Source organism: Candidatus Nitrosocosmicus agrestis, from assembly GCF_008389435.1.
Lineage (GTDB): Archaea > Thermoproteota > Nitrososphaeria > Nitrososphaerales > Nitrososphaeraceae > Nitrosocosmicus > Nitrosocosmicus agrestis.
The window spans coordinates 18,146-40,989 of record NZ_VUYS01000013.1 but is presented as its reverse complement, the minus strand read 5'-3'; the positions used below and the strand labels follow the sequence as shown (position 1 = coordinate 40,989).

Here is a 22,844-nt window from a genome sequence, read left to right as displayed (position 1 = left end):
TTAATTGGACCTAAACTTTCTAAATTATTTTCACTCAATTCGAATTGCTTATCCACATGTAGTATTTATTTGTAGTATTTGGTTAATGGTCTGAGGTATCAACGGTTCACAGTCTATAATTTATTTGAATATGTAACTAACAAGTAAAACAAATACGAAAATATGAAGATCGTAAAAATAAAATGAGAAAGTAAAAAATTAGAGTTATTGCTGGCCTAATACGTTACTTCCGCTATTTACTTGGTTTTGAAAGTTCTCGTTATCGCAAGAGACTATTGCGTCTTTACCAGAAACACATTGTGCATTTTGGTTAGAGGATTGTGATTGGCCGATACCTTGGCTTGCAGAGTTTCCTCCTTTTCCGCTTCCACCACTTTGGGCTGCTGCGTTATTTCCTGTATTTGTCTGTGACTGAGTATTTTTGTTACTGCAAGAGTTGCTCAATGAACCACCTGCTACACATTGTGCATTTTGGTTAGAGGATTGTGATTGGCCGATACCTTGGCTTGCAGAGTTTCCTCCTTTTCCGCTTCCACCTTGTTGTCCTACAGCGTTATTACCACTATTTGATTGTGTTTGAGTGCTAGTATTATTACAGGAATCTGCTACGTTTCCACCAGAAACACATTGTGCATTTTGGTTAGAGGATTGTGATTGGCCGATACCTTGAGTGGCTTTGTTGCCGCCTTTTCCGCTTCCACCGCTTTGGGCTGCTGCGTTATTTCCTGTATTTGCCTGATTTTGGTTATTGACATTATTACAAGAACCGGCAGTATTTCCACCAGAAACACATTGTGCATTTTGGTTAGAGGATTGTGATTGGCCGATACCTTGGCTTGCAGAGTTTCCTCCTTTTCCGCTTCCACCACTTTGGGCTGCTGCATTATTACCACTGTTTTGTTGGTTTTGTGTATTTACGTTATTTCCAGAACCTTGGGTGTTGCCTCCAGATACTACTCCGCTGTTTTGGTTAGAGGATTGTGATTGGCCGATACCTTGGCTTGCAGAGTTTCCTCCTTTTCCGCTTCCACCACTTTGGGCTGCTGCATTATTACCACTGTTTTGTTGGTTTTGTGTATTTACGTTATTTCCAGAACCTTGAGTGTTGCCTCCAGATACTACTCCGCTGTTTTGGTTAGAGGATTGTGATTGGCCGATACCTTGAGTGGCTTTGTTGCCGCCTTTTCCGCTTCCACCTTGTTGTGACAAGGCATTATTTCCTGTGTTTTGTTGGTTTTGAGCATTCAAGTTGTTACATGAGACAAAGGTACCTGTACCTGACACACATAATGCATTTTGGTTAGAGGATTGAGCTTGACCAATTGCTTGATTAGCAAGATTGTCGCCGCCGCCACTACCACCATTATCACCGCTTTGAGCTAATGCATTGTTACCACTGTTTGCCTGGTTTTGAGCATTCAAGTTGTTACATGAGATTAAGGTACCTGTACCTGACACACAAACCCCCAATTGTGTAGAAGATTGAGCTTGACCAATTGCTTGATTAGCTGTATTACCTTGAGCATATACACTCAGGGTCATAGATGTTGGACCCACCACTAGCAATATTGTCAAAGTTAATACAGCCATAAGAGGAGTCATTAGACCCTTCTTACCTGAAATTTTACTATTATATTGTGAGCTATTCACAACCATACTAAATTGATTAAGTATATTTAATTTGCTACCCAATTGCAATATTCTTATATTCTAATAATTTTAGAACAAAAAATAAAATCGTCAATATCTTTTTAAAATAAAACCATGGATCCCTATTGATATCAAGATATCACATACGTATATATTTAAATATGATTAACACCAATAAATCAAATGCAAGAATCCAATGGTAGAACTATTACCATGGAAACCAATGATAAAGAATCTGATTCATCTATAAAAAGTGAAGATGTTTACAAAATACTATTAACCATACCTACGGGAAGGGTATCTACTTACGGGGACATTGCAAGAGCATTAGGCAATCCTCTTGCTTCAAGAAGAATAGGAAGGATTTTAAACAAAAACCCTAACCCTGTTGTAGTCCCATGTCATAGAGTTGTCAAGGCAGACGGAAAAATTGGCGGATATGCACTAGGAATAGACAAGAAAAAAAAATTGTTAGAAAATGAAGGATTATTTTTTAAAGATCTTACGATTGATGAGTTTGAGAAAAAGAGATTCCGACCAAAAATAACATAATCTACTTAGTCATCTACATAACATGTAATAAAAAAGGAAAACCTAGTTTAGAAAGGGCTGACAGAACTAGACCACTTCCAATTCCTTCAGTCTTTCTGACACACCCTTGATCTCTTTTTCAAGATCTTTTTGGTATTCTTTAAGTAATTCTATTTTCTCTTCTCTTGTTAGAAAACTCCTTGATCTATGGAATCCTAAGTGAGCAGAAGAGCCAACACCGCTATAACTACAGCCACAACCCATATTGTTAAATCACCTCCTTATCCTTCGTATTGGACATACGATATGATATCATCTTGTCATATTTATATATATCGTATATCCAATATATTACTTTGATGATGGCATGGAAGGTTAAGGGTATTTTGACACTTCCATCATATTGTTGTATTTAGCCCTCTAGTATACGGAATTGAGTCAAAGTCAAGTTATGACAAATTATCCAGAGGAAATCTGATAGAATTTCCAGGCATCAATACCAAATCTGATTATCTTTTTGGAAAGAACATCTGTACATTATTATTAGTGGTATCAGCCACATACACGTTTCCCTTAGAATCAATTGCAATGCTTTCTGGTTTAGCGAACTGCCCTGGCCCCGTTCCTTCAAATCCAAATCCAGAAATAAAAGTGCCATTATTAAAGAAGAGAACCCTATGATTATCGGAATCTGTCATGTATAATATTTGTTTCTGATCAAACGCGATTACAGCAGGATGACTAAATTCACCAAATCCTTTTCCGGCGGTTCCCCATTGGTACAGAAATGCGCCGTTCTCATCAAAAACCTGAATTCTGTTAGTTCCATAATCGGGTACGTACACACGGTCTTGAGCATCTAATGCAACATCCCAGGGCATATCGAATTGTCCAGGTCCATTTCCAGCACCGCCCCACGAGGTAATCAAAGTCCCATTGCTTGAGAATTTCTGAACGGTATTCGGATCTCTGTCAGATACAAATACGTTACCTTTAGAATCTAAATCAATTCCATGAAGATGCATTAACCTTATACCTTTAGAAGGATTGTCCTCCCAAGAATCAATCGCAGTTCCATTGTTTGAAAATATGACAATTCTCTTATTATTTTGATCAGTGATGTACAGATTTTTGTATTCATCAAATTCACTGCTATGTGGATGGTTTAAAAGAATATCATTTTCAGATGTGCGACCCCAACTATTTAAAAATTTTCCATCCTTATCATAGAATTTGATTTCATTTGGATCTATACCATTTACATACAGATTGTCAGATTCATCTGTAAGTTTCCTTCTGGTTGAAGAATTTGTGTAGAATTTGGATGGTCCGGATCAAATGGAGAGATATATCTAAAAAATTCAAATTCAAAATTTGATGATTTGTTTACAGATGTTTGTAGGCTTGCAGCGCTAGCAAAATCTATGTTGAAATTATTCTGAAAAAATAAAAAAGACACCAAGGAATTAGTAGTTATGACTAATAATAGATTAAGAAATGAAATGGTCAAACCAGATTTGGGCAAGAAAGTATATTTTGTATTGAAATCGAGCTTCATGTAAATTAATATCTTGTGAATTTATTAAGTATTTGTAAAAATTCTGCACATTATTCCCAAGAATATTAGAAAGAACAAATGACTTACTTATTACCAATTGAATCAAAATTGTATGGTCCATCAGTATACTCAAATCTAGTAATTTCTAAAGAAAATAACATTATTAGATTGGCTAAAGTATATATCAATGGCAATGAAATTGGACGGATTGAATAATTGGACCTTCTCCTCAGTCCGTAATTTCATGACAATGAATAAGACAGTAATCATTATAGCAATTTTAATTATATCAGTACCTTTGATATTATTTGCATTTCTGCAGCACGAAACTGAAGACAGCATCTATAATAGCATTTTTGAACAACAAAAGCAAAATCAAAAACAAGTCACCCAAGGAATATCGCAACAAATTCAATCAGATTTTGAACTAATTTTAGCAAGGCTTGAAGGAATTTCTAACTCCATAAATACCAATCTAGAAGACCCTCTGCCAAACATGACGAAAAGTGCGCTAACTGATGCATATAACAAAATAAATGATACAACTCCGGTCGATCGAATGTTTCTTCAAAATAAGGACGGAATAGCAATATTTGACATTGGTCCATCAGGTGATCCCATATATACTGGAAAGAACTTTTCATTCAGAAGTTGGGTAAAAGAGACCAAAAACACGATGAAACCAGTTATTTCAGAAATGTTTGAGGGTATTGAAGGAAAGGATAGATTTGCAATTACTTATCCTATAATCTCAACAAATAATAGCGGTAATTATTACAACGGTTTAATAGGTGTAGTCATACCAGTAGATGAATTTTTCAGATACTATGGTAATATTTATGATATTCAATCTCAATATCTATCCGTCTTTGACCATGACGTTACAATATTGATACATCCGATTCCATCGCTTGTAGGGAAGCAATTCTTTGGAGAATTTACTCAAAATCTAATAGGAAATGACAAAGTACTTGATGACATGGTAAGAAGAGTCGTTTCTGGACAGCCAGGATTTGCAGTTTATGATTTAGTAGGCCAAGAAAGATTAAACACAGGCTATCCCATATATATTGAAGATAAACCAAGATTTTCTGTATTTGTAGTGACGCCCACCTCATTGATATATTCAAAAATCAATGAAATTATCGATAAAGAAAGGCTCCAAATGTTGTCACTCATAACAGGCACTATCGCCGCGGTGTTATTATTAATAATATATTTAAATAAAATCAATAAAACATTGAATAAAGAAGTAAACAAGAGAACAAAAGAGCTCCAAGATTCCAAAATCAAACTAGAGTCTGCCAACAAACATATTCAAATTCATGATGATATGCAGAAAGAGTTTATAAATTTGGCAGCTCATGAGTTACGAAATCCCGTTCAATCCTTGATGGGATTTTCAGAGATATTAAAAAAAATTAATACTTTAGCCCCAGAGGGGAAGGAAAACGATCGTTACAAAGATCCCATAGAAGCAATAATTAGGAGCACAAGAAGGCTTAAAAGATTGGTTGATATCATTTTTGATGTTTCCCAATTGGATAATAACTTGTTGATGCTAAACAAAGAGAATATAAACATGAAAGATTTTATCCAAGAAATATCAACAAACTACAAGTATGAAAATCAATCTACTAAAAAAATACACAAAGCAAGCCAAAAAATTGATGACACAGACAGTTTGGATAGAGGCAAAAAACCTAATTACAGTGTAGAGATTGATTTTGTTTATGCAGACGATTCAAAAGACCCTATAATAGTAAGCGGCGATCGATATTATCTTGCTCAAGTCATAACCAACTTGCTTGATAATGCCTTTGAATTTACCCATGACGAAGGTGTTGTAAAAGTAAAACTTGAAAAAAGTAAAGACAATAAAGCTGCAGTAGTTACAATATCTGATAATGGTTACGGAATACATCCAGATGTATTACCATTCTTATTTATAAAATATGTTAAAAAATCAAAAGGCGGTGCTGGATTAAGTTTGTACATTTCAAAAAAGATTATTGAATCTCACGGGGGCAATATATGGGCGAGAAATAATCAGGATAAAAATGGTGCAACCTTTGGGTTTAGTCTTCCTTTTAGTAGTGGTGATGTATTTATTGAAAAATAGATACTGTTAATGCAGAGTAAAAACACACAAATATCATAAAGTTGACAAAAAGTCATTCTATTGGGAATAATTTATGGGATTTTGCAAGGCTCAATTAGAATGACCATTAAATTAGACAAGAAACTGTAAATTTAATATGGAATTGAAATAAAAATCACCAACACGGACAATTACGTCTGTTACTAATATTATATTATCATGCAGAATATTAGTAACAAGATTTAAATCACATTTTCTTTGCAAAAAAGTTTAATTCTAGAATAGAGATAGATTGGATAGGCAATTGTTGATATCTCATTAGTTTACAAGTTGGAATTGTTTAATTTATTTTGAAAATGGGTTTTCCAGCCGGTTGGAAGATATTTAAGTTTGGCAGTTTTTTCTAAGAGTTTTTTTTCATTTGAGTTCATGGGCTCGTTGACATACAACCACACAATATCATTTACTTTAACTTTATTTACATCACTCTTTATTAATCTGATTTCATTACCGGCTTCTAACTCACCCTCTCGAAGCACTCTAAAATAGATTCCGGGTTTTTTACTATGGATAAATTTCTCAATGATATCCATCCTGCCAAATTTTATCCCCAATTTATAACACGGCATCCTAGGCTGGGTAACAATAAGACGGGTAGTCCCTATTTCGTAGACATCTCCGATATTTACCGAGTCCTCAAAAAGACCCTGCGTTGTAAGATTTTCACCAAACATACCATGAGATAACTTCTTATCTGGAAAAACCTTCTTCCAATAAGGATAATGTTCAACAGGATATGCATAGACGGCTTTATCAAATCCTCCATGCACTGACAAATCGGCCTGGGCATCGCCTTCAAGGTTTAGTTTCGTGACCTTAAGTTTTTTATTTATTGAAGTTTTAAAAATTCCTGTAGTTATTGTTTGATTATTAAAAGAAACATCTCTCGGTAAGCCTATATTTACCGATATGACATTCATCATCTAATTACCCACCCTCCTTTTCTCCTAAGCCTTCTAACTCTATGTATTATCTTTCATTCCCTAAATTGATTATGTTTTCTTTTCTTTTTTATTATATTGGCATATTTTAATAAATGTAAAAAACTATGGTCGAGTTGATTGGACCCGTTTGACTGTGAAATTGCTTTTAGAGTTATTTTCGATAATTATCAATCCCAGTACATATAATACAATTAATGGTCCAGATATAAACCACATAGTGATTCCGCCACCATCCGGAGTTATGAATGCACCTAGTATTACTATCAAAATAATAATATATTTCATGTTTTGTTTCCAAAAATTAATAGTAACCAAATTTGATTTGGAAGTTGCCCACATAATCAGAGGTAACTCAAATGATAAGCCAAAAATTATTAGAAAGTTTAAAACAAACATTATAAAAGAAGTAACATCAAAAAATGAAAGGACATCCATTGCCTGCCCGTACTTGTACAAGAATTCGAGAGTGTACGGAATTGCAACAAAATATGCAAACAAACATCCCAAAACAAATAAAGTAACTGCAGGAATAATAGTTCGTTTGATCACCAATCTTTCATTATGAAGCAAAGCAGGATTCAAAAAAGCCATAAATTCACGAAAGATTATTGGAAGTGAACCAAGAAATCCCACTATTATTGCCACATACATTTGAGCTGTAAAGGCTTGTCCTGGAGTGGTTTGGATCAAATTAACGTTATTTGGAATAATATCGTTATTGAGTAAAAGGATAATTTGAACTGAAATATTGTCAAAAGAGTTAGGAAATAATATTGGCACCTTCAAACCATTGACATCTACAAAAATAACTCCCAATGTTAGGCATGTTATCATTATTACAGCCATGACTATGAAAATCCTAATTACTCGTGATCTAATTTCCTTCAATACTTTGATAAAAGGGCGCTCGTCAGCTGAAATGAATATTTACCCCCTTCGCCATATCCAAGATAAAGAGCAAGTGTGAACCGATTGTTATAAGAATTCCATATTCCTGGCTAGCATAAATAAATATCTATATACATCAAATGAGATTTTCAAACAAGGTTAAATAGGAATAGTATAAAAATGAACGATCCACTGAAGGACAGTTTTGGAAGGGTTGCTAAAAAGCTCAGAATTTCGGTTACTGATAGATGCAATATGAGATGTGTTTATTGTATGCCAGATAATAATACAGAATGGTTAAGCCAAAAAAACCTTCTAAGTTACGAACAAATGATTCAAATCGTAAAAGTTTTTACCTTATTTGGAATTGAAAAACTAAAAATTACTGGAGGCGAACCCCTCATTCGGAAAGACATAGAAACTCTCGTAAAAGGCTTGTCCAATATCGATCATATTCGTTCCTTAAGTATGACTACGAACGGATTGCTCCTCAAAGACAAGATTACCAGTTTGAAAAATTCAGGTTTAAATAGTATTAACATAAGTCTTGATACTTTCGACCGCACCCGATTCAAAAAGATAAGTGGTGTAGATGGCGTATCAACAGTAAGAGAAGCGATCATGGCGGCCATTAAAGAAAAGATAGTTGTCAAAATAAATACAGTAATTATGAGAGGATGGAATGATGACGAGATTTTAGACTTTGTAAAGTTCTCACGAGACACAGGTTGTCCTGTAAAGTTTATTGAATTTATGCCCTTAGATGGAACAGGTATTTGGTCAAAAGATCTGGTTGTAAGTAAAAAGGAAATGATGGACAAAATAAGTAAGGAATTTGGTAGATTATTTGACTTGAAGAATGATGCTGCCGATCCGGCAAGACTATACACATTTAAAGATTGTATAGGAGTTATAGGATTTATACCATCTATAACTGAGCCTTTTTGTCAAAGTTGTGATAGAATTAGGGTCACTGCCGATGGAAAATTATATGGATGTTTGTTTGATAACAGGAACCACGATTTAAAATGTCTTTTAGATAACAGTAAATCAGACAATGAAATATACGAATATATTCAAAAGTGTATAAGACAAAAACCGGAAGGCATAGTAAGAATCATCAGAAACCAGTCCCTGGTACCGAATATGAATGACATGTATTCGATTGGAGGATAAAAACCCGATAGAAGAACGTTCATGGATAAATTGCTATCAATTACAAAGGAAGGAAAACAATTGTAACTAAATCCAGTCGACGTTATAGTGGAATTTCAGCTAGAAAGACCTGAATAGGATAAATAAAATATATCGCATTACAATCTCATAGGTTTGGTATCAAATATTTCAGAAAAAAACAAGAGATCTGATCTATACTGTTAGATCGACGCGGTTATACCCTTGTGCCCCGTTTGGATATGGATCTACTAATGTTGAAGTTTGTACCTCACCTGTCTTATCAGTCGCTCTTACAACAATTTCATAACTACCTTTATCAGGAGCAACGAACCCAGTGGTCCATAATACCCAAGTATATTGAGACAATGGATCTTTAACAACAGCAGTTTTCCAGGTTTTCCCCCCGTCAACACTCACCTCCACTTTTGCTATGCCACGGTCACCGGCAAATGCGATTCCGGCAATAGGAATATTCTTTCCTGGAGGAAACGCATTAGAAGTAACCGAATGCGGAAATCGATCATCAATAGGTTGATTCCCAGGAAATACTATAGTTGAATTTATGGCGCCAATACCATTGTTTGTCCATCCCTTCCTTTGCCAAAAACCTTCATATGTTTTATCTACCAATTCAATTTCTAAAATCCATTTTGGATTCATCATTCCATAAAATCCAGGTACTATGGCCCTTAGTGGATAACCATGTTCACTAGTAAGTGGAGATTTATTCATATCGTAAGCTAGTATTGTTCCATCAAGCATACCACTTTCAATAGGTATGCCAACGTCGTAGCCATCGGAGCATCTAAATACGATATATTTGACATTTGGTTTAACCCCAGTTTTAACAAGTAGGTCTTTGAGTCTTACACCTTTCCACAAGGCCGTGCTTATGAGATTACCTCCAAGTTTGTTACTTATACATGCTAATGTAGCAAACTGTTCTACCGACTCCATTTTCTTAATCTGATCGTAATTAAACGTCATTGGTGCATCGACCAAGCCCTTTAAAGTTAGAGACCAGGTTGTAACATCCACGTTAGGAACTACCGTATTAATATCGATTCGATAAAAGAGATAAGTAGGTGTAATTTCTGCATCCACAAGCGGAGTTAAAAGAGGATTCTCAAAACCTGCGGGTTTAGATTTTGATTGCAATATTTGCCGTATTACAGTGTTCGATGAACTAGATGCAGATGGTTGAGTTTTCTGTTCGCTTCCTGAAATTAAACGATTAAATCCAAGGTAAATGAGTGGAATTGCTACAACTGATATGAGCAGAGCTTTAATCATATCTCTTTTATTGTAATCTGTATCTCTGATTGGAATTGTTGGTGTTGGTTTCTTGTCAGGCGGCGTCAAATCATACTCTTTTGACTGGAGTTGAGACACCACTCCCCTCCGGCCTTTATTACCTAACAAAAGTACAAAAACAAGTCCAAATATCATATGAGGTAACAAAAATAAAGCAATACTTTTAACTGTAGGATACAATATTGATTGTCCTGGCGTGGTGCTAATTATCAGCAATACAACTGCAATAGCCAGCATAAAGATATATGGAATTAAAGTTGATAATATGAAGCGGATTCCCAAGTTACTCTGTTTAATTCTTTGAAAAAATTTTCCAAGAAGTATACCAAACACGCCATAAATCAATATATTGACAAAAGTAGCTCCAATAAATGTAGAGTATTTGGCTAAGGGTCCTAGAGTAAGTACGGCCTGTGATTCAATTTCACCAGATGTATTTGAAATGAGCCCCTGGGCGGCCAACTGGGGGAGAAATATTCCATCATAATTTATCCGTAGAAAAATACCTAGTACTGTACATGAAATTCCAGCTACAAGACCAAATATAAAAAATACCAAATAAAGATTGGTTTTGGCTTTTTGGACCACTATAAATCAATAGGACAAGATTATTTAAGGATTTTTCCAAATCCAATCCCAATTTTATTTGTACTTGTACCTGTACTTCCTCTACTCGTAATTCAATAGATTGCAGTAAGATTGAATCATATAAAATCAATATTCTTGTTCTTTTATGGCAAATCTGCTACTATAGTATTAAACCTCAAATTTAAAAGGTTTGATTGCTTACCTCTTGATTATATATATATGTACAATCGAGTAGGCGGCTCTGTTCAGTTAACGATAAGCCTATAGCTTGAAAGCATTCCATTTCTTTTATGCTTACTAGAAACAGAACGCCTTCAAAGTATGTATATTATGGGTTGCATTTGTACTTTTCAGGTCTATCCTTAAGGAAAGCCTCGGAAAGATTATCTCAGATATATACAAGAGAAATCACGTTTCCATTTGGAATTGGATTCAAAAGTACAAGCCTCAAAAGCTGAAGTCAACTAGAAGAAGAGTTCTAGAGTATATCATAGATGAGACCATGTTGAAGGTGGGATCAGAGTTTGTCTGGCTCTGGGTTGCAACTGAACCCGAAAACAGGCAAATTCTCGCACTTCTTTTGCTAATAAATCTAAAGAAAGAAACATGTTTGTAGCTGAAAGATTCATTTCAGGTTTAGTCAAGATTCATGAAATTCATCCCGTTTCGACTGATGGAGGTACTTGGTATCCAATGGCCTGTAGATTCTTAAATCTCGATCATCACATTCATTCCTTTCTGGAGAAAAGTCTGATTGAAAGAAAGATGCAATACATAAAAGACAGAACGGAAAGTTTTGATGACTACTTTCCTTGTAGACTAAAGAATTGCAAGTTAAAGCATGTACGGAATTGGCTGCGGCTCTTTGTAGATTATCATAACAATGAAATAAAACATATTAAGTGAACAGAGCCGAGTAGGCATTATCCTAATCTTAAATACCAAAGACTCTATTGTATTGTAAAATGCCTGCTGGAATGATAGATGTAGGGGACAAACCAGTTTCATTGAGAACAGCAACTGCCGAGGGAGTGTTAAGATTTGGTGAAGAAACATATTCTTTGATAAGAGACGGAAGCTCGCCAAAAGGGAACATACATGAAATGGCAAGGATCTCAGGGACTATGGGCGCAAAAAAAACCCCGGATCTAATTCCTTATTGTCACCCGATACCCATTGACAGCATAAAAGTGAATACACGTATAGAAAGGACTTGCATAACAATAACAGTAAATGTAAAGGGCATATGGAATACAGGTGTTGAAATGGAAGCCCTGACTGGAGTATCCATTGCGGCTTTGTCAGTATACGATATACTAAAACCGCTAGACTCATCGGTAACAATAGAATCGATAAAACTGTTAGAAAAACACGGAGGTTTAGGAGACTTTAAAGAGAAACAACCTCTAGAAGTTTCCGCAGCAGTACTAACAATAAGCGATTCAAGGACGATAGAAGAAGACAAGTCTGGAAAGTTATTAATAGAGGTATTAAAAAATCAAGGTTTTAGAATTGTTGAATATAAAATACTACCAGATGATAAAGAAATCATAACAAACGAACTATTGAAAATGACTGATGACAAAAAAGTAAACATTGTGATCACTACCGGAGGAACAGGTGTCGGGCCACGAGATGTCACCCCAGAAGCCACAAGCAACATTTTAGAGAAAGAGTTGAATGGAATTGTAGAAAATCTAAGAGGATATGGGCAGAAAAGGACACCGCTATCAATGCTTTCAAGAGGCATGGCAGGAATAAGAGGAAATACACTAATAATAAACATGCCCGGCAGTTATACTGCAGTTACTCAATCACTAAATGCGTTATTCCCAGGAATAGTGCATATTTTCAGAATGATCTCTGGAGACAATCACCATAAGTAATGAACTGGTATTCAGATCTATAGATCAAAGTAAGTAGAAAATCCTGGAATCAGAATAGCCTTCACTTTAGCACCGGGCAATAAATCTATGACTTTTTCTGGAACAATAACATAGGCATTTGATTCAGAAATCGCCGAAATGCTTTGAGTATCACCTGTGATGGGTTTTGCATAAAAAGTTTCTTTTAATTTTGAATAGCTTAGTTTGACGTACAGTATTTTTCTAAAATCAGAGAATTTTTTTCGGGAGTTCCATTCTTCCGTTAAAATAGCATTAACATAAGATGGTTCCGCCTGATTTTTGCCTGACAGTAAAGAAATTAGAGGTCTTGCAAAGATAAAGAATGCATTCAAAGCGCCCTGTATTGGACCAGGCAAGATTATGATCGGTTTACCATCAAGGGCACCCAGTCCTGCCACACGACCGCGATCCAATTTTATTCGGCTGGCTAGCAGTCCGGTTGGTTCCATTTGAGAAATGGTAGACTTTACAATATCGAATTTTCCTGCAGAAGTCCCACCCACAGTCAATAAAAGATCAGAGAAAGTCAAAGCATGTTTTATTTTTTCTCTTAGAATTAGATAGTCATCCGGAGTTATTCCCATATCAATAGGGTCTCCGCCTAGTTCCCTTATCAAAGTGGCAAGGATGTGACTGTTTATATTTACAATCTTTCCGGAACCTGCTTTAATTTTGGTTTCTTCAATATCATTAGTGAGCTCATTACCAGTAGGAATAATTGAAACCACTGGTTTTGAATAGACTGAAACCGTGCTAAACTGCAAAGTTGCCAAAAGACCAACATGTTGTGCATAAATTGTCTGATGCTTAAGAATCATTTTGCTACCTTTTTTGATATCAGATCCTGATGAATATACAAAATTGCCAGGTTTTGATGGTTTTCTTATTTTAATTCCTTGTTCGTTTTTTATAATTTCCGTATCCTCTATAGGGATCACAGCGTCAGATCCTTTAGGCATATTTCCTCCAGTATGTATCCTGATAGCCTCCGTCTTTTTTAAACGGTAATTTGATATACTCCCCAAAGCGGATTCATGCTCAGATATTTTCAAATAAACAGGATTATTAATTGATGCCTCCGCAATGTCTTTGGACCTTACTGCATACCCATCCATATGCGATGTATCGTATTTTGGAATGTTAGACCTTGCAAGTATATCTTTACTTAATACTCGACCAATCGATTGAAGAGTAGGAACTTCCTCATTCCTAATAGGTAATGAGACACCTTTTAGTAATAAATGTAGGCATCGGTCAACAGAAAGATATGAAGAAGAAACTTTAGACATGCTTTGATTATTTACCTTGTAGTTAAAGAAGATTATTTTAACTTGCATTATTTCACGAAAAATCAAAGTTGCAATAGTAAGGCATGACTTTAGCCAGAACCATTGTTCGCGTTAATCACTTTCCCATCGACCCATTGTTCGATACCATTTGACAACAGTTCTTTTTTCCATATTGGTACTGATTGTTTTATCATTGCCAATATTTTCTCGCATATTTCAAATGCTTCTTTACTATGCGGTGAAGATATGGCAATAACAACACTAATGTCTCCAAGGTGCAGACGACCAATCCGGTGTACTATTTGGATACGGTTTATACCCCATTCTTTCATCGCCATGTCCTCTATTTTTTTTAAGGTTTTTTCTGCCATTTCCGTATAAGCCTCGTAGTACATTTCCGTTACAGGACCTCTTTTCCCCGAGTTCCTAACCGATCCTGTAAAAACCACGGTTGCGCCAGACTGACCGTTCTTGTCAGTCATAGAATTTAGGATCTGATTAACATCAATTTCTGATGTTATTATGTGCATCATGGCTTTGGAATTCTTTCTTGTATCCTATTGAATGAAGTCATTTTTATCATTATAATCAATGTGAAATCTGTTTCTTTTAGATGCAATAGCCAAATCTTTGGGTTTCAAATGGGTTTCATCGATTTTACTATTAGTGGATACCAACACAATTAGCCTCCGGAAATGGGTGGAAGTAAAGCAACTTCATCTAAATTTCGCAATACAATATCAGAATTTGAAATCAAACAATTTATAGATATACTAAGGTTTTTTTCATCCTTTAATTTAGGATATTTGTTGTACAGGAGTGTCAAGAGATCTTTAGTAGACGAATTTTGTTTTATTTCAAGAACTTCGTTTGGGATTTGTGTAATATCTCTAACTTGGGCAAAATAAAGCATTTTAATCTGAATAGATGAAGTCATTTTGACTACTATTTGCATCCCGGTAAAATAAAATTTCTTTTACGGTCTTTTATCATAACGCTATTCAGTAGTAACTAGTAAAAATCTTATCTATTTCAATTTTAGGTCCTTTATACATATATAATCGTCTCTTTTTAAGAATCATCCCCCATCCATTAAACAGAAGACTACAAAGTTCCAAACCCTCAGAAATATCGGTGTTTACCTTTATGGAATCAAGGTTCATCCCAAAGAAAAGTATTGTTTTCATAATATCTCGGCTTTCTAAGAGCATAGATTCATTAGTGAATTTTATATATTAACTAGGTTTATACCTGTTGTACTTTTTGCTTCTTTAGAATTTGAGATATTCTATCTCTGAAGAATAAACGGAAATTTTAGTAAAATCGATACTTGACGCTTTTTTTAAGAATACAATAACTATTTATACTTGATTGCAATTTTTCTAAATCTTTCTATATATTCTACTTCTTTAATCTTTCAACTACAAAAAAATATATCAAAATTTTTATGAAATTTTGTTAATTTGTCACCCTATTAAATATTAATTAATTAGACGAATTGTAGATCCCACAGCCAAATATATCCGTACAATTTAGATCACCTTTGTAGATGATCCATGTGTCTAAAACTGGCAAATTAACAGACAGATCATTAAAAGAGATTTCACCTGAAAAAAGAATTACCATAATCAGAAAAAGGATTATCCCATTCTATTTCAAAATATTAATCCACAATAAACTGTCTACTATATTATATATTGTTTATTTTAATATCTCTTTGCGTATAATCTCTGGTGCAGTTGCTTTAAAAATCGCATACACCGTATCGCCCTTACTTATCTCAAGTTCATTTTTGGACTCTATAGTGATCTTTGACCTCAGATAAGAATCACTGTGTATATTAAGATAGACCTCTACTACACCCGAGTTCTCCGTAGGAGATTTTATAATACCGGCAACGACAGTTTTTATACTGTTACGTGCGCTAGTTTTGACTTGCTCTTTGGATATAATTATATCTTCAGGCTTTACCATTATACCAACAATTGATCCTAACGGAAATTCACCCATAATTTCAATCTTAAAATCTCCAGTCATAAAGACAGATGTTCCGCTCTTTGTCTCTATTACCCGTCCTTCAATATAGTTATGGTTACTTTCGAATATTTCAGGATTATAATGATTAAAAGTACTACGGTTTTTGACACCTCTAGATAAGAATTTTGACAAAGTATCAGTTCTAACTAATTGACCCCACTGAATTATTGAGACATTATCAGCAAGAGCATAAACGTCTTCTTTAAAATGAGTTACATATAATGCCAGAACTTTTTCTTCTACCAAAATATTCCGAATATCCATCCTAAGTTTATTTTTGGTGAGGCTGTCAAGATGTGCCAAAGGCTCATCCAACAACATTATTTTTGGTTTAAGGACAAGCATCCTTGCTAACGACACCTTTTGCATTTCTCCCCCACTTAAATCCTCGGTGTTCCTTTCCAATAAATGATTCAATTCAAAGGATTGGACAAGTTTTTCTAAATGTGTTGCCGTGTTATTTCGATCACTTTTGCTTAATCCAAAAACTAGATTTTTGTAAACGTTTAAGTGAGGAAATAGACATGGTTTTTGAAAACAATATCCAATTTTACGAGACTCTAAGGGTTTGTTTGTAATATTTTCCCCATCTATGAGGACTTTGCCTGTGTCTGGTTTTACCAACCCTGTCACTATATTGAGCAAAGTAGACTTGCCGCTTCCCGTAGCACCCATAAATACATGAATCACTGCACCAGTAACCTTGATATTTATCGGTCCTAGCTTAAACCCAGTGTATGACTTGCTAATATCGATTAATTCGAGTTTCAATTATTAGCGACCCCAAAATCTTTCTAATTTTATTATACTCTTTTCATTGGGATTACGATTGGTCTTCTTCATTATTACAGAATATAAAAGTATCAAAATCGCTGATAATGTAATCGATAATAATATACTTGGAATTGCTTGAGTGAGGCCCCCCAAGGCATTATCTTCATAAATCTGAATTGAAATCGTGTGAGGATTATACGCCAGCATCATTGTAGCACCAAGCTCTCCTATCGCTCGGATCCAAGACATTAAAATCCCAACTAGTATTCCTTTTTTTGCAAGAGGAAGAGATATTTCAAAGAACACCTGCCAGTTCTTCCTACCCAATACCCTTGCCATATTTTCTAACGATTTGTCCACAGAATCAAATGCGGACATGCTGGCGAGAATTAAAAATGGCGATGCCACATAAGTTTGTGCTATAATGACCCCCAAAATAGATTGAGTAAACTCAATGTCTGGAAAAATCTTGTTAAAGACAGAAGATGGATTAAAGACCCCCAGTAGTAAAGCACCACTTGCTAAAGGAGGAATAATTAGAGGAATAATCACAACCATATGTAGCACCGGTTTGCCAGGAAAATCGAATCTCGACAGAACATAGGATAAAGGAAGTCCAAACAAAATTATCAAAGCAGTGGATATTGACGCAGTACAGATACTAAGAAGAAATGCGGTTTGGACTTGGGAATCTTGAATTGTAACTGCAAATATTTGAGGATCAAAAAAGGTAACGATGCTAACAAATGGATAGAGAATGTATAATATACCCATCGCAGAAATGAAACAAATCAAAAGTTTGAAACCAAATAAATGATTGTATTTTGTCATAAGGAGATCTTGAACGCTAATTTATGTATATTAATAACATTTATCAGTATCGGAATAAAAAAAACAATTGATAAAACGCAGTATTATTCTACCATGGCTTAAAACCAATAGAAAAAGTTTGATCCAATGACTAAAGTTACTCGATTCCCTTTCTCCTAATAATGCGAGTGACTGTGGTTAATCCCAAATGTGCGTTAAAAAATTCCTCAAATTTATTATTAGACAGAATAAGGCTTGCAAGGTTATAGTTTCAAACCAACCCCATCGCGGTTAAACAAGAGTTTGCATCTACTTCCTTACCATCAATTTCATATTTCTGCAAGCATATACCAAACTATAAAAAATATGTAGACTTTAGGATTCATTTACGATTTTGATAAAATGTGAATTAAACCTGCTTATACTCTTCTGCTTTTTTTAGAGAGTAATAAAATCTTTTTTTAATTATCACTACTAATTCCTGTATTAAAGTAATGAATAGTAAGCCTATTAAAAAATAGGCAAGAAGTTTTCAAATATAAAAATTTGTATATTCTCTCCAGTTATGTTATTTGACCCCGAAGTGACAATTTCCTTCCAAGAACTATCGACATACCAATGGCAGCTGCAGAGAACATTAAAGCCGTTAAAAAAATAAGGTTAAAAGAAAACGACGACGGCAAAGACATGACAATTCCTTGAATGCTTAATGATGTTTGATTTGTTTGCATGTACATTGCTGCTAGCGCTGGCCCAATTGATGAACCTACTATTCGAAGCATCGTGCTAATACCCATTGTAACACCAGTAAACTGAACGGGCGTTGACAATATTGTAACATTTACTGCGCCTACAGAGGCAAGTGATAATCCTGTGGACAATACGGCTAAACCTATGGAAATATAAATTTCAGAAGAATGCAAAACCAATAATATGAGAAAGCCGGCAGCGGTTAAAACAGTCCCAATTATAATAGGTTTAATAGATCCCAATCTGGAGATTATAAAACCAGAAGTCGGTCCGAATATGAGCAAGACAATTGCAAAAGGTAATTGAATTTTACCTGTATTAATAGCATTTTCTGTAAAACCAATAGGTTCCGGACTTTGTACCAAAATAGGAATAGTCTGAAAAACCATAAACATAGACAATCCGACTATCATTATTATCAAGTTTGACAGCAAAATTGGAGGTCGCAGAAAAATGCTAAAGTCAATTAAAGGATTATTGGATTTTCTTTCCTGAATCACAAATAATGCTAAAGCAACTGTTCCGACTATCAAAAATGGTGCAACATTAATCAAAGTCGAAGATGGAGACGATTCATAACCAAGCGGGGTCTGTTCATCTGTTAAATTCACGGATTGATCTACAGCAGATGAGGGTGTTTGCAAATACGTCAAAGACAGTAAGAAAGAAACGATGGTAATTGCCAAGAGGACAGAACCTATTATATCAATTTGAGCATAAAACTTTGGTTTTTGTCTCATCTTATTGTCATCATGTAAATAATGCTTCTTAGTGGTATTGGTTTTAGATTCTTTAAGGTCTTTGTCTGTATGGCCTTTGTTAGTTTTTGAAACATGAACAAATTTAACAATCATGTACAATAGTACTAGTGATATAGGGATTATAGTAAAAAATGTCATTTTCCAACCTAATTCATGGATTATAAGTGCTCCAACCGATAACCCTATGACAGAACCTGCTGCAAACATGGAAGTAATAATCCCAGTTGTAATCGATATTCTCTCTCGAGGAAACTGATCTCTAATGATGCTAAACGCTATTGGGAACATTCCTAGACCAACACCCTGAATGGTTCTTGCGATTATCATTGTAAGAAAATCTTCAGAGAATCCTCCTAGTGAAACGCCGCAAGTATATATTACCATAATTATAATAAGGATTTTCTTCCTTCCGTAAATATCAGATAACTTGCCGGCTATAGGCGTCATAACGGCCCCAGCAATCAAATATGCAGTCAAGATCCACGATGATAATCCATATGACACCTGAAAATCATTAATTAATGTGGGTATAGCAGGTATCAACATAGTCTCTGCGTACATGACCATGGTTGCCAGACAGCTTAAAATTATCAATATCCTCCAAGCTTCTGATATGTTTAAAATTTTTTTATAATCAAATGCAGCTCTTTTCATTTCTCAATTTTCAACCTTTTTCATTTCCCATTGCTATCCTTCTTTGGCTAATTTTTTCACGCCAAGAGTTCTAGTTCTTGCCTACGAGAATGCTAGGACCGGGATCGTCTAATGAAGTCTTTCTAGATTTGTTTTCTTCATAACAATTAAGATTAAAGGCACTTTGTAAATTTCGCCACATTTTTTCCAAAGTGTTTTTGGTTATCAGAACATCACCTTCTGTAATATCCGCTACACAAATTTGTTTAATTTGGGTAACGCATTGTATTGTGTCGTTTAACAAATCATTAGTCTTGTCGGTTAAATAGACCCGATTAATTCTACGATCTTTGGGATCATTTTTTCTGATAACGAGTTCATCTTTTTCCAGCTTATCTATTATTGGAATTAGTGTGGGGCCTTCCAATACGAGTTTATCGGCGATCTCTTTTTGGGTTAAGCCAGAGTCGCTATTTGCAAGTATAATAAGAACTTTCCATTGTCCAAAAGTGATACCGAATTTTTTTCTCAATTCTTGGTCAATTACATAAATTAATGATTTTCCAATCCTATTAATTATAAAACCAATGCTGTTTTGATAATCATATTTAATCATACTATATACTAATCAATAATATACTAACTAATTGTATTTAAATCATTAGGCCTTCAATAAATACTCAGGATACTGATAGAAATTGTTTGTAAAATTAATAATTTATTTGCTAAAAGAACCATGATAGAAGATGCCATTTAAATATCAGTAGGAGTTTAGAAATCAAATCCGAATACCAAGTTCTATTACGACTCACCAAGGATAGTTGAATTCCTCGATTTTTTCTTTGAGTAAATCAAATTTTGGAGTTCCTCTAACCCATCTCCAGTTTTTGAAGAAACAGGCAGTTTTGAGATAGAAGGGTCCATATAGTCCATTATTTCTTGTAATTTTTCGCTATTAGCTTTATCTGCTTTGGTTAGCAGGATATAGAGTTTTGATTGATCAACGTTTAACTCTTGTAGGACCCCCAAACTGCTAGAATATTTTCTACCTATATCATCAATCTCCTCAGAAGAGTCAATCAAGAATAATATCAAATCTGCTTCAAGGGATTCTTCTAAAGTAGATTTGAAAGCTTCAATCATATAGTGCGGTAATCTACTAATGAAACCCACTGTATCAACAAGTAGGATATTTGAATTTTCAGGATCGTTTTCGTTTACTTTTGAAGGAAGACGAAGGGATCTTGTTACCGTGGATAAAGTTGTAAACAAACTGTGGGACGTTTCTTTGTGTTCATCAGTAAGCAAGTTAAACAAGGTTGTCTTTCCGGAGCTTGTATAGCCAACCAAAGATACTATGAACATGCCCTTTCTAAGCCGTTGTTTCCTATACTCCTGACGTTTCAAATGCGCGCTAGCCAGTTTATCCTTTATAAAGGACATTTGTCGCTTCAGGTCACGAAACTGAACATCGACAACATATTCACCCATTCCCCCTTTTCCGGCTCGCTCACCACTTTTACTCATTAGACGAGCATTTTCACGAATTTTCGGGATCTCGTATTGTACTTCTGCCAGTTGAATTTGTAATTTAGATTCGGTAGTAGTGGCTCTAGAATAAAAAATATCAAGGATTAATCTTTCCCTATCGATTACAGAGATCTTTAATAAATCTTCTAAATTGAAAAGCTGTTTTGCGCTAAGATGTTCATCGACAAATACCTTTTCAATATCAGAGTTTTGAGAAATAAACTGTTTTAATTCTTCTGCCTTCCCCATTCCCATTCCAAATCTCGCTCGGTTTAGATATTTTTGAGTAAAAGTCTTTACTATTTTATAATTTGACATAGATTCTATCAATCCCTTGGCCTCCTCCATAGTAAATTCCTCTGGATAAGTAACCAAGACTACTTTTTGTTGGCGCAACCTGATAACTTAGATATTACTATTTCATTATCATATTAACATTACAGTAAATGAGTTATACACACACTGCTACACTTGTAGAAAAAGCGTCTCTAGATGCTAAAAAGTTCTCATAAGAGTGGGTTTTAACAACCTGTTGAATAAAATAGCATTTGAAAGGTTGGGTATGGCATTTTTTGTCTCCCTTTTCGATGTCCATTTAAATCGAAAAATAAAAGAAATCACTAATTTAAGTGGGATACATCTATTTGCATCCTTCCTTCAAAAAAAGGACCAGACGGATAGGCGTAAAGTTACTTAGACGCCTATCTCAGAGGCAAGTTTCATAAATTTCTTGCCTTCTTTTGTCAACTTATTGTAAGTTTTGTTTTTCACAGTACTGCGTTCAACCAGTCCTTTGTCAGCTGCTTTGAGTAGTAACTTGTGCCCATAACCATAGGCGCCAAGTTTTTTAAGCAAGTCTCTAGTTGAGTACTCCTTTTCTCCTATAGATTTTATCAATTTTATCAATGCGCGTTCTTCTATCATTATTTTTATTAAATTTGCATCTCGCATGCATGTAGTAACAAGTAACGGGTATTTATTGGTTCCCGTTTCTAGCAACAAATAATGCGACAAGCTATATGATCATAGTAAAAAAACATATAAAATTATTATATATTAAATTACTTACAAGTTGAAGTTACGAAAGTATAGGATATAATTCATACATGAAAATGAATGCTCATTTTAATGAGTTTTAGAGATATTTCCGAAAAATCAGCAATATTCATAACCAGTCTCTAACTCGTCTTGCATATAAATTAATGTCCAATGCCAAAATCCAATTTATAGATATAAGACCAGAAAATTGACAAAAGACATTATATTTTTATCTTTAGAAAGGATCAAAATGACAATGAGTATAAAAGATTGTGAGTAGAGTCTATTTCGATAATTTATAGAGCATTCTTTAAAAGCAAAGTAAAATAATATGAACCAATTCAAAATAAACGTGACCTTTTTAAATATATGTTTTTACACAATTGTAATTTAGAGGATTAACCTTAACTTTACAAAAAATTGCTTAGTCGTATTAGTTAATACTATTTTTGGACAACCCCATATAATACTCTAAATATTATTCTTGTAGATTTTTTCAGATTCA

At 34.6% G+C, this 22,844-nt stretch carries 22 protein-coding genes; 6 read left to right on the top strand and 16 right to left on the bottom strand.

Annotation, left to right across the window (positions count from 1 at the left end):
• Positions 1-204: 204 nt before the first annotated feature.
• Positions 205-1,692, bottom strand: a complete 1,488-nt coding sequence (locus F1Z66_RS09315) for a hypothetical protein (RefSeq protein ID WP_149863342.1) — start codon at positions 1,690-1,692, stop codon at positions 205-207.
• Positions 1,693-1,833: 141 nt separating this feature from the next.
• On the opposite strand from F1Z66_RS09315, the gene F1Z66_RS09310 reads away from it, so the two are divergent.
• On the top strand, positions 1,834-2,202 hold the full coding sequence (locus F1Z66_RS09310; protein WP_201448559.1) for an MGMT family protein: 369 nt from the start codon (positions 1,834-1,836) through the stop codon (positions 2,200-2,202).
• Positions 2,203-2,268: 66 nt separating this feature from the next.
• Here the strand turns inward: F1Z66_RS09310 and F1Z66_RS15510 are convergent, their stop codons facing one another.
• A complete protein-coding gene (locus F1Z66_RS15510) occupies positions 2,269-2,445 on the bottom strand; it encodes a DUF5320 domain-containing protein (RefSeq protein WP_154670536.1) in 177 nt (58 codons plus the stop codon).
• 245 nt (positions 2,446-2,690) lie between these two features.
• On the bottom strand, positions 2,691-3,206 hold the full coding sequence (locus F1Z66_RS09305; RefSeq protein ID WP_149863341.1) for a 6-bladed beta-propeller: 516 nt from the start codon (positions 3,204-3,206) through the stop codon (positions 2,691-2,693).
• A 720-nt stretch (positions 3,207-3,926) separates the two neighbouring features.
• Between F1Z66_RS09305 and F1Z66_RS09300 the strand changes: the two genes are divergently transcribed.
• Entirely contained in the window at positions 3,927-5,861 is a 1,935-nt protein-coding gene (locus F1Z66_RS09300) for a sensor histidine kinase (RefSeq protein WP_149863340.1), read from the top strand.
• 302 nt (positions 5,862-6,163) lie between these two features.
• Here the strand turns inward: F1Z66_RS09300 and F1Z66_RS09295 are convergent, their stop codons facing one another.
• Positions 6,164-6,823, bottom strand: coding sequence for an MOSC domain-containing protein (locus tag F1Z66_RS09295; protein ID WP_201448558.1), 660 nt, complete (start codon positions 6,821-6,823; stop codon positions 6,164-6,166).
• 123 nt (positions 6,824-6,946) lie between these two features.
• Entirely contained in the window at positions 6,947-7,732 is a 786-nt protein-coding gene (gene tatC / locus F1Z66_RS09290; protein WP_159357422.1) for a twin-arginine translocase subunit TatC, read from the bottom strand.
• Positions 7,733-7,912: 180 nt separating this feature from the next.
• Between tatC and moaA the strand changes: the two genes are divergently transcribed.
• Positions 7,913-8,908, top strand: a complete 996-nt coding sequence (gene moaA / locus F1Z66_RS09285) for a GTP 3',8-cyclase MoaA (RefSeq protein WP_149863338.1) — start codon at positions 7,913-7,915, stop codon at positions 8,906-8,908.
• Positions 8,909-9,100: 192 nt separating this feature from the next.
• On the opposite strand, the gene F1Z66_RS09280 is transcribed toward moaA, so the two are convergent.
• Positions 9,101-10,810: a molybdopterin-dependent oxidoreductase gene (locus F1Z66_RS09280; RefSeq protein WP_149863337.1), complete on the bottom strand. Its 1,710-nt coding sequence runs from the start codon at positions 10,808-10,810 to the stop codon at positions 9,101-9,103.
• Positions 10,811-11,100: 290 nt separating this feature from the next.
• Here F1Z66_RS09280 and F1Z66_RS15505 point away from each other — a divergent pair, with 290 nt between their 5' ends.
• The 3 genes from F1Z66_RS15505 to moaCB all read left to right on the top strand — a co-directional run bounded on the left by F1Z66_RS15505 (position 11,101) and on the right by moaCB (position 12,696).
• A complete protein-coding gene (locus tag F1Z66_RS15505; protein ID WP_154670535.1) occupies positions 11,101-11,268 on the top strand; it encodes a hypothetical protein in 168 nt (55 codons plus the stop codon).
• A 148-nt stretch (positions 11,269-11,416) separates the two neighbouring features.
• The gene (locus tag F1Z66_RS09275) at positions 11,417-11,716 is read left to right on the top strand and encodes a hypothetical protein (RefSeq protein ID WP_149863336.1); all 300 of its coding nucleotides are present in this window, start codon (positions 11,417-11,419) and stop codon (positions 11,714-11,716) included.
• Between the two features lie 71 nt (positions 11,717-11,787).
• A complete protein-coding gene (gene moaCB, locus F1Z66_RS09270) occupies positions 11,788-12,696 on the top strand; it encodes a bifunctional molybdenum cofactor biosynthesis protein MoaC/MoaB (RefSeq protein WP_195907522.1) in 909 nt (302 codons plus the stop codon).
• 17 nt (positions 12,697-12,713) lie between these two features.
• On the opposite strand, the gene F1Z66_RS09265 is transcribed toward moaCB, so the two are convergent.
• The 10 genes from F1Z66_RS09265 to F1Z66_RS09220 all read right to left on the bottom strand — a co-directional run bounded on the left by F1Z66_RS09265 (position 12,714) and on the right by F1Z66_RS09220 (position 22,303).
• Complete coding sequence (locus F1Z66_RS09265; protein WP_159357420.1) at positions 12,714-14,006, bottom strand: molybdopterin molybdotransferase MoeA; 1,293 nt, start codon at positions 14,004-14,006, stop codon at positions 12,714-12,716.
• A gap of 89 nt (positions 14,007-14,095) precedes the next feature.
• A complete protein-coding gene (locus F1Z66_RS09260) occupies positions 14,096-14,539 on the bottom strand; it encodes a molybdenum cofactor biosynthesis protein MoaE (RefSeq protein ID WP_149863333.1) in 444 nt (147 codons plus the stop codon).
• A 149-nt stretch (positions 14,540-14,688) separates the two neighbouring features.
• The gene (locus F1Z66_RS09255) at positions 14,689-14,943 is read right to left on the bottom strand and encodes a MoaD/ThiS family protein (RefSeq protein WP_159357419.1); all 255 of its coding nucleotides are present in this window, start codon (positions 14,941-14,943) and stop codon (positions 14,689-14,691) included.
• Positions 14,944-15,007: 64 nt separating this feature from the next.
• Positions 15,008-15,193, bottom strand: a complete 186-nt coding sequence (locus F1Z66_RS09250) for a hypothetical protein (RefSeq protein ID WP_149863331.1) — start codon at positions 15,191-15,193, stop codon at positions 15,008-15,010.
• A gap of 514 nt (positions 15,194-15,707) precedes the next feature.
• Positions 15,708-16,814, bottom strand: a complete 1,107-nt coding sequence (locus F1Z66_RS09245; protein ID WP_149863330.1) for an ATP-binding cassette domain-containing protein — start codon at positions 16,812-16,814, stop codon at positions 15,708-15,710.
• 3 nt (positions 16,815-16,817) lie between these two features.
• The gene (locus F1Z66_RS09240; protein WP_149863329.1) at positions 16,818-17,648 is read right to left on the bottom strand and encodes an ABC transporter permease; all 831 of its coding nucleotides are present in this window, start codon (positions 17,646-17,648) and stop codon (positions 16,818-16,820) included.
• A gap of 542 nt (positions 17,649-18,190) precedes the next feature.
• A complete protein-coding gene (locus F1Z66_RS09235; protein WP_149863328.1) occupies positions 18,191-19,792 on the bottom strand; it encodes an MFS transporter in 1,602 nt (533 codons plus the stop codon).
• A gap of 70 nt (positions 19,793-19,862) precedes the next feature.
• Positions 19,863-20,387: a MarR family winged helix-turn-helix transcriptional regulator gene (locus F1Z66_RS09230; protein WP_149863327.1), complete on the bottom strand. Its 525-nt coding sequence runs from the start codon at positions 20,385-20,387 to the stop codon at positions 19,863-19,865.
• 185 nt (positions 20,388-20,572) lie between these two features.
• Positions 20,573-21,676 carry a GTPase HflX gene (gene hflX / locus F1Z66_RS09225; RefSeq protein WP_159357417.1) on the bottom strand — a complete coding sequence of 368 codons (1,104 nt, stop codon included), beginning with the start codon at positions 21,674-21,676 and terminating at the stop codon, positions 20,573-20,575.
• 318 nt (positions 21,677-21,994) lie between these two features.
• A complete protein-coding gene (locus F1Z66_RS09220; RefSeq protein WP_149863325.1) occupies positions 21,995-22,303 on the bottom strand; it encodes a hypothetical protein in 309 nt (102 codons plus the stop codon).
• Positions 22,304-22,844: the final 541 nt, after the last annotated feature.

Bases quoted from the DNA above. Each gene is read 5' to 3' on its own strand.
- F1Z66_RS15505 (WP_154670535.1), top strand. From the start codon at position 11,101: ATGCTTACTAGAAACAGAACGCCTTCAAAGTATGTATATTATGGGTTG.
- F1Z66_RS15510 (WP_154670536.1), bottom strand. From the start codon at position 2,445: ATGGGTTGTGGCTGTAGTTATAGCGGTGTTGGCTCTTCTGCTCACTTA.
- F1Z66_RS09305 (WP_149863341.1), bottom strand. From the start codon at position 3,206: ATGCATCTTCATGGAATTGATTTAGATTCTAAAGGTAACGTATTTGTA.
- F1Z66_RS09265 (WP_159357420.1), bottom strand. From the start codon at position 14,006: ATGTCTAAAGTTTCTTCTTCATATCTTTCTGTTGACCGATGCCTACAT.
- F1Z66_RS09250 (WP_149863331.1), bottom strand. From the start codon at position 15,193: ATGAAAACAATACTTTTCTTTGGGATGAACCTTGATTCCATAAAGGTA.
- F1Z66_RS09240 (WP_149863329.1), bottom strand. From the start codon at position 17,648: ATGACAAAATACAATCATTTATTTGGTTTCAAACTTTTGATTTGTTTC.
- F1Z66_RS09260 (WP_149863333.1), bottom strand. From the start codon at position 14,539: ATGATGCACATAATAACATCAGAAATTGATGTTAATCAGATCCTAAAT.
- F1Z66_RS09235 (WP_149863328.1), bottom strand. From the start codon at position 19,792: ATGAAAAGAGCTGCATTTGATTATAAAAAAATTTTAAACATATCAGAA.
- moaCB (WP_195907522.1), top strand. From the start codon at position 11,788: ATGATAGATGTAGGGGACAAACCAGTTTCATTGAGAACAGCAACTGCC.
- F1Z66_RS09300 (WP_149863340.1), top strand. From the start codon at position 3,927: ATGGCAATGAAATTGGACGGATTGAATAATTGGACCTTCTCCTCAGTC.
- F1Z66_RS09295 (WP_201448558.1), bottom strand. From the start codon at position 6,823: ATGATGAATGTCATATCGGTAAATATAGGCTTACCGAGAGATGTTTCT.
- F1Z66_RS09310 (WP_201448559.1), top strand. From the start codon at position 1,834: ATGCAAGAATCCAATGGTAGAACTATTACCATGGAAACCAATGATAAA.
- F1Z66_RS09230 (WP_149863327.1), bottom strand. From the start codon at position 20,387: ATGATTAAATATGATTATCAAAACAGCATTGGTTTTATAATTAATAGG.
- F1Z66_RS09255 (WP_159357419.1), bottom strand. From the start codon at position 14,943: ATGACTTCATCTATTCAGATTAAAATGCTTTATTTTGCCCAAGTTAGA.
- F1Z66_RS09275 (WP_149863336.1), top strand. From the start codon at position 11,417: ATGTTTGTAGCTGAAAGATTCATTTCAGGTTTAGTCAAGATTCATGAA.
- moaA (WP_149863338.1), top strand. From the start codon at position 7,913: ATGAACGATCCACTGAAGGACAGTTTTGGAAGGGTTGCTAAAAAGCTC.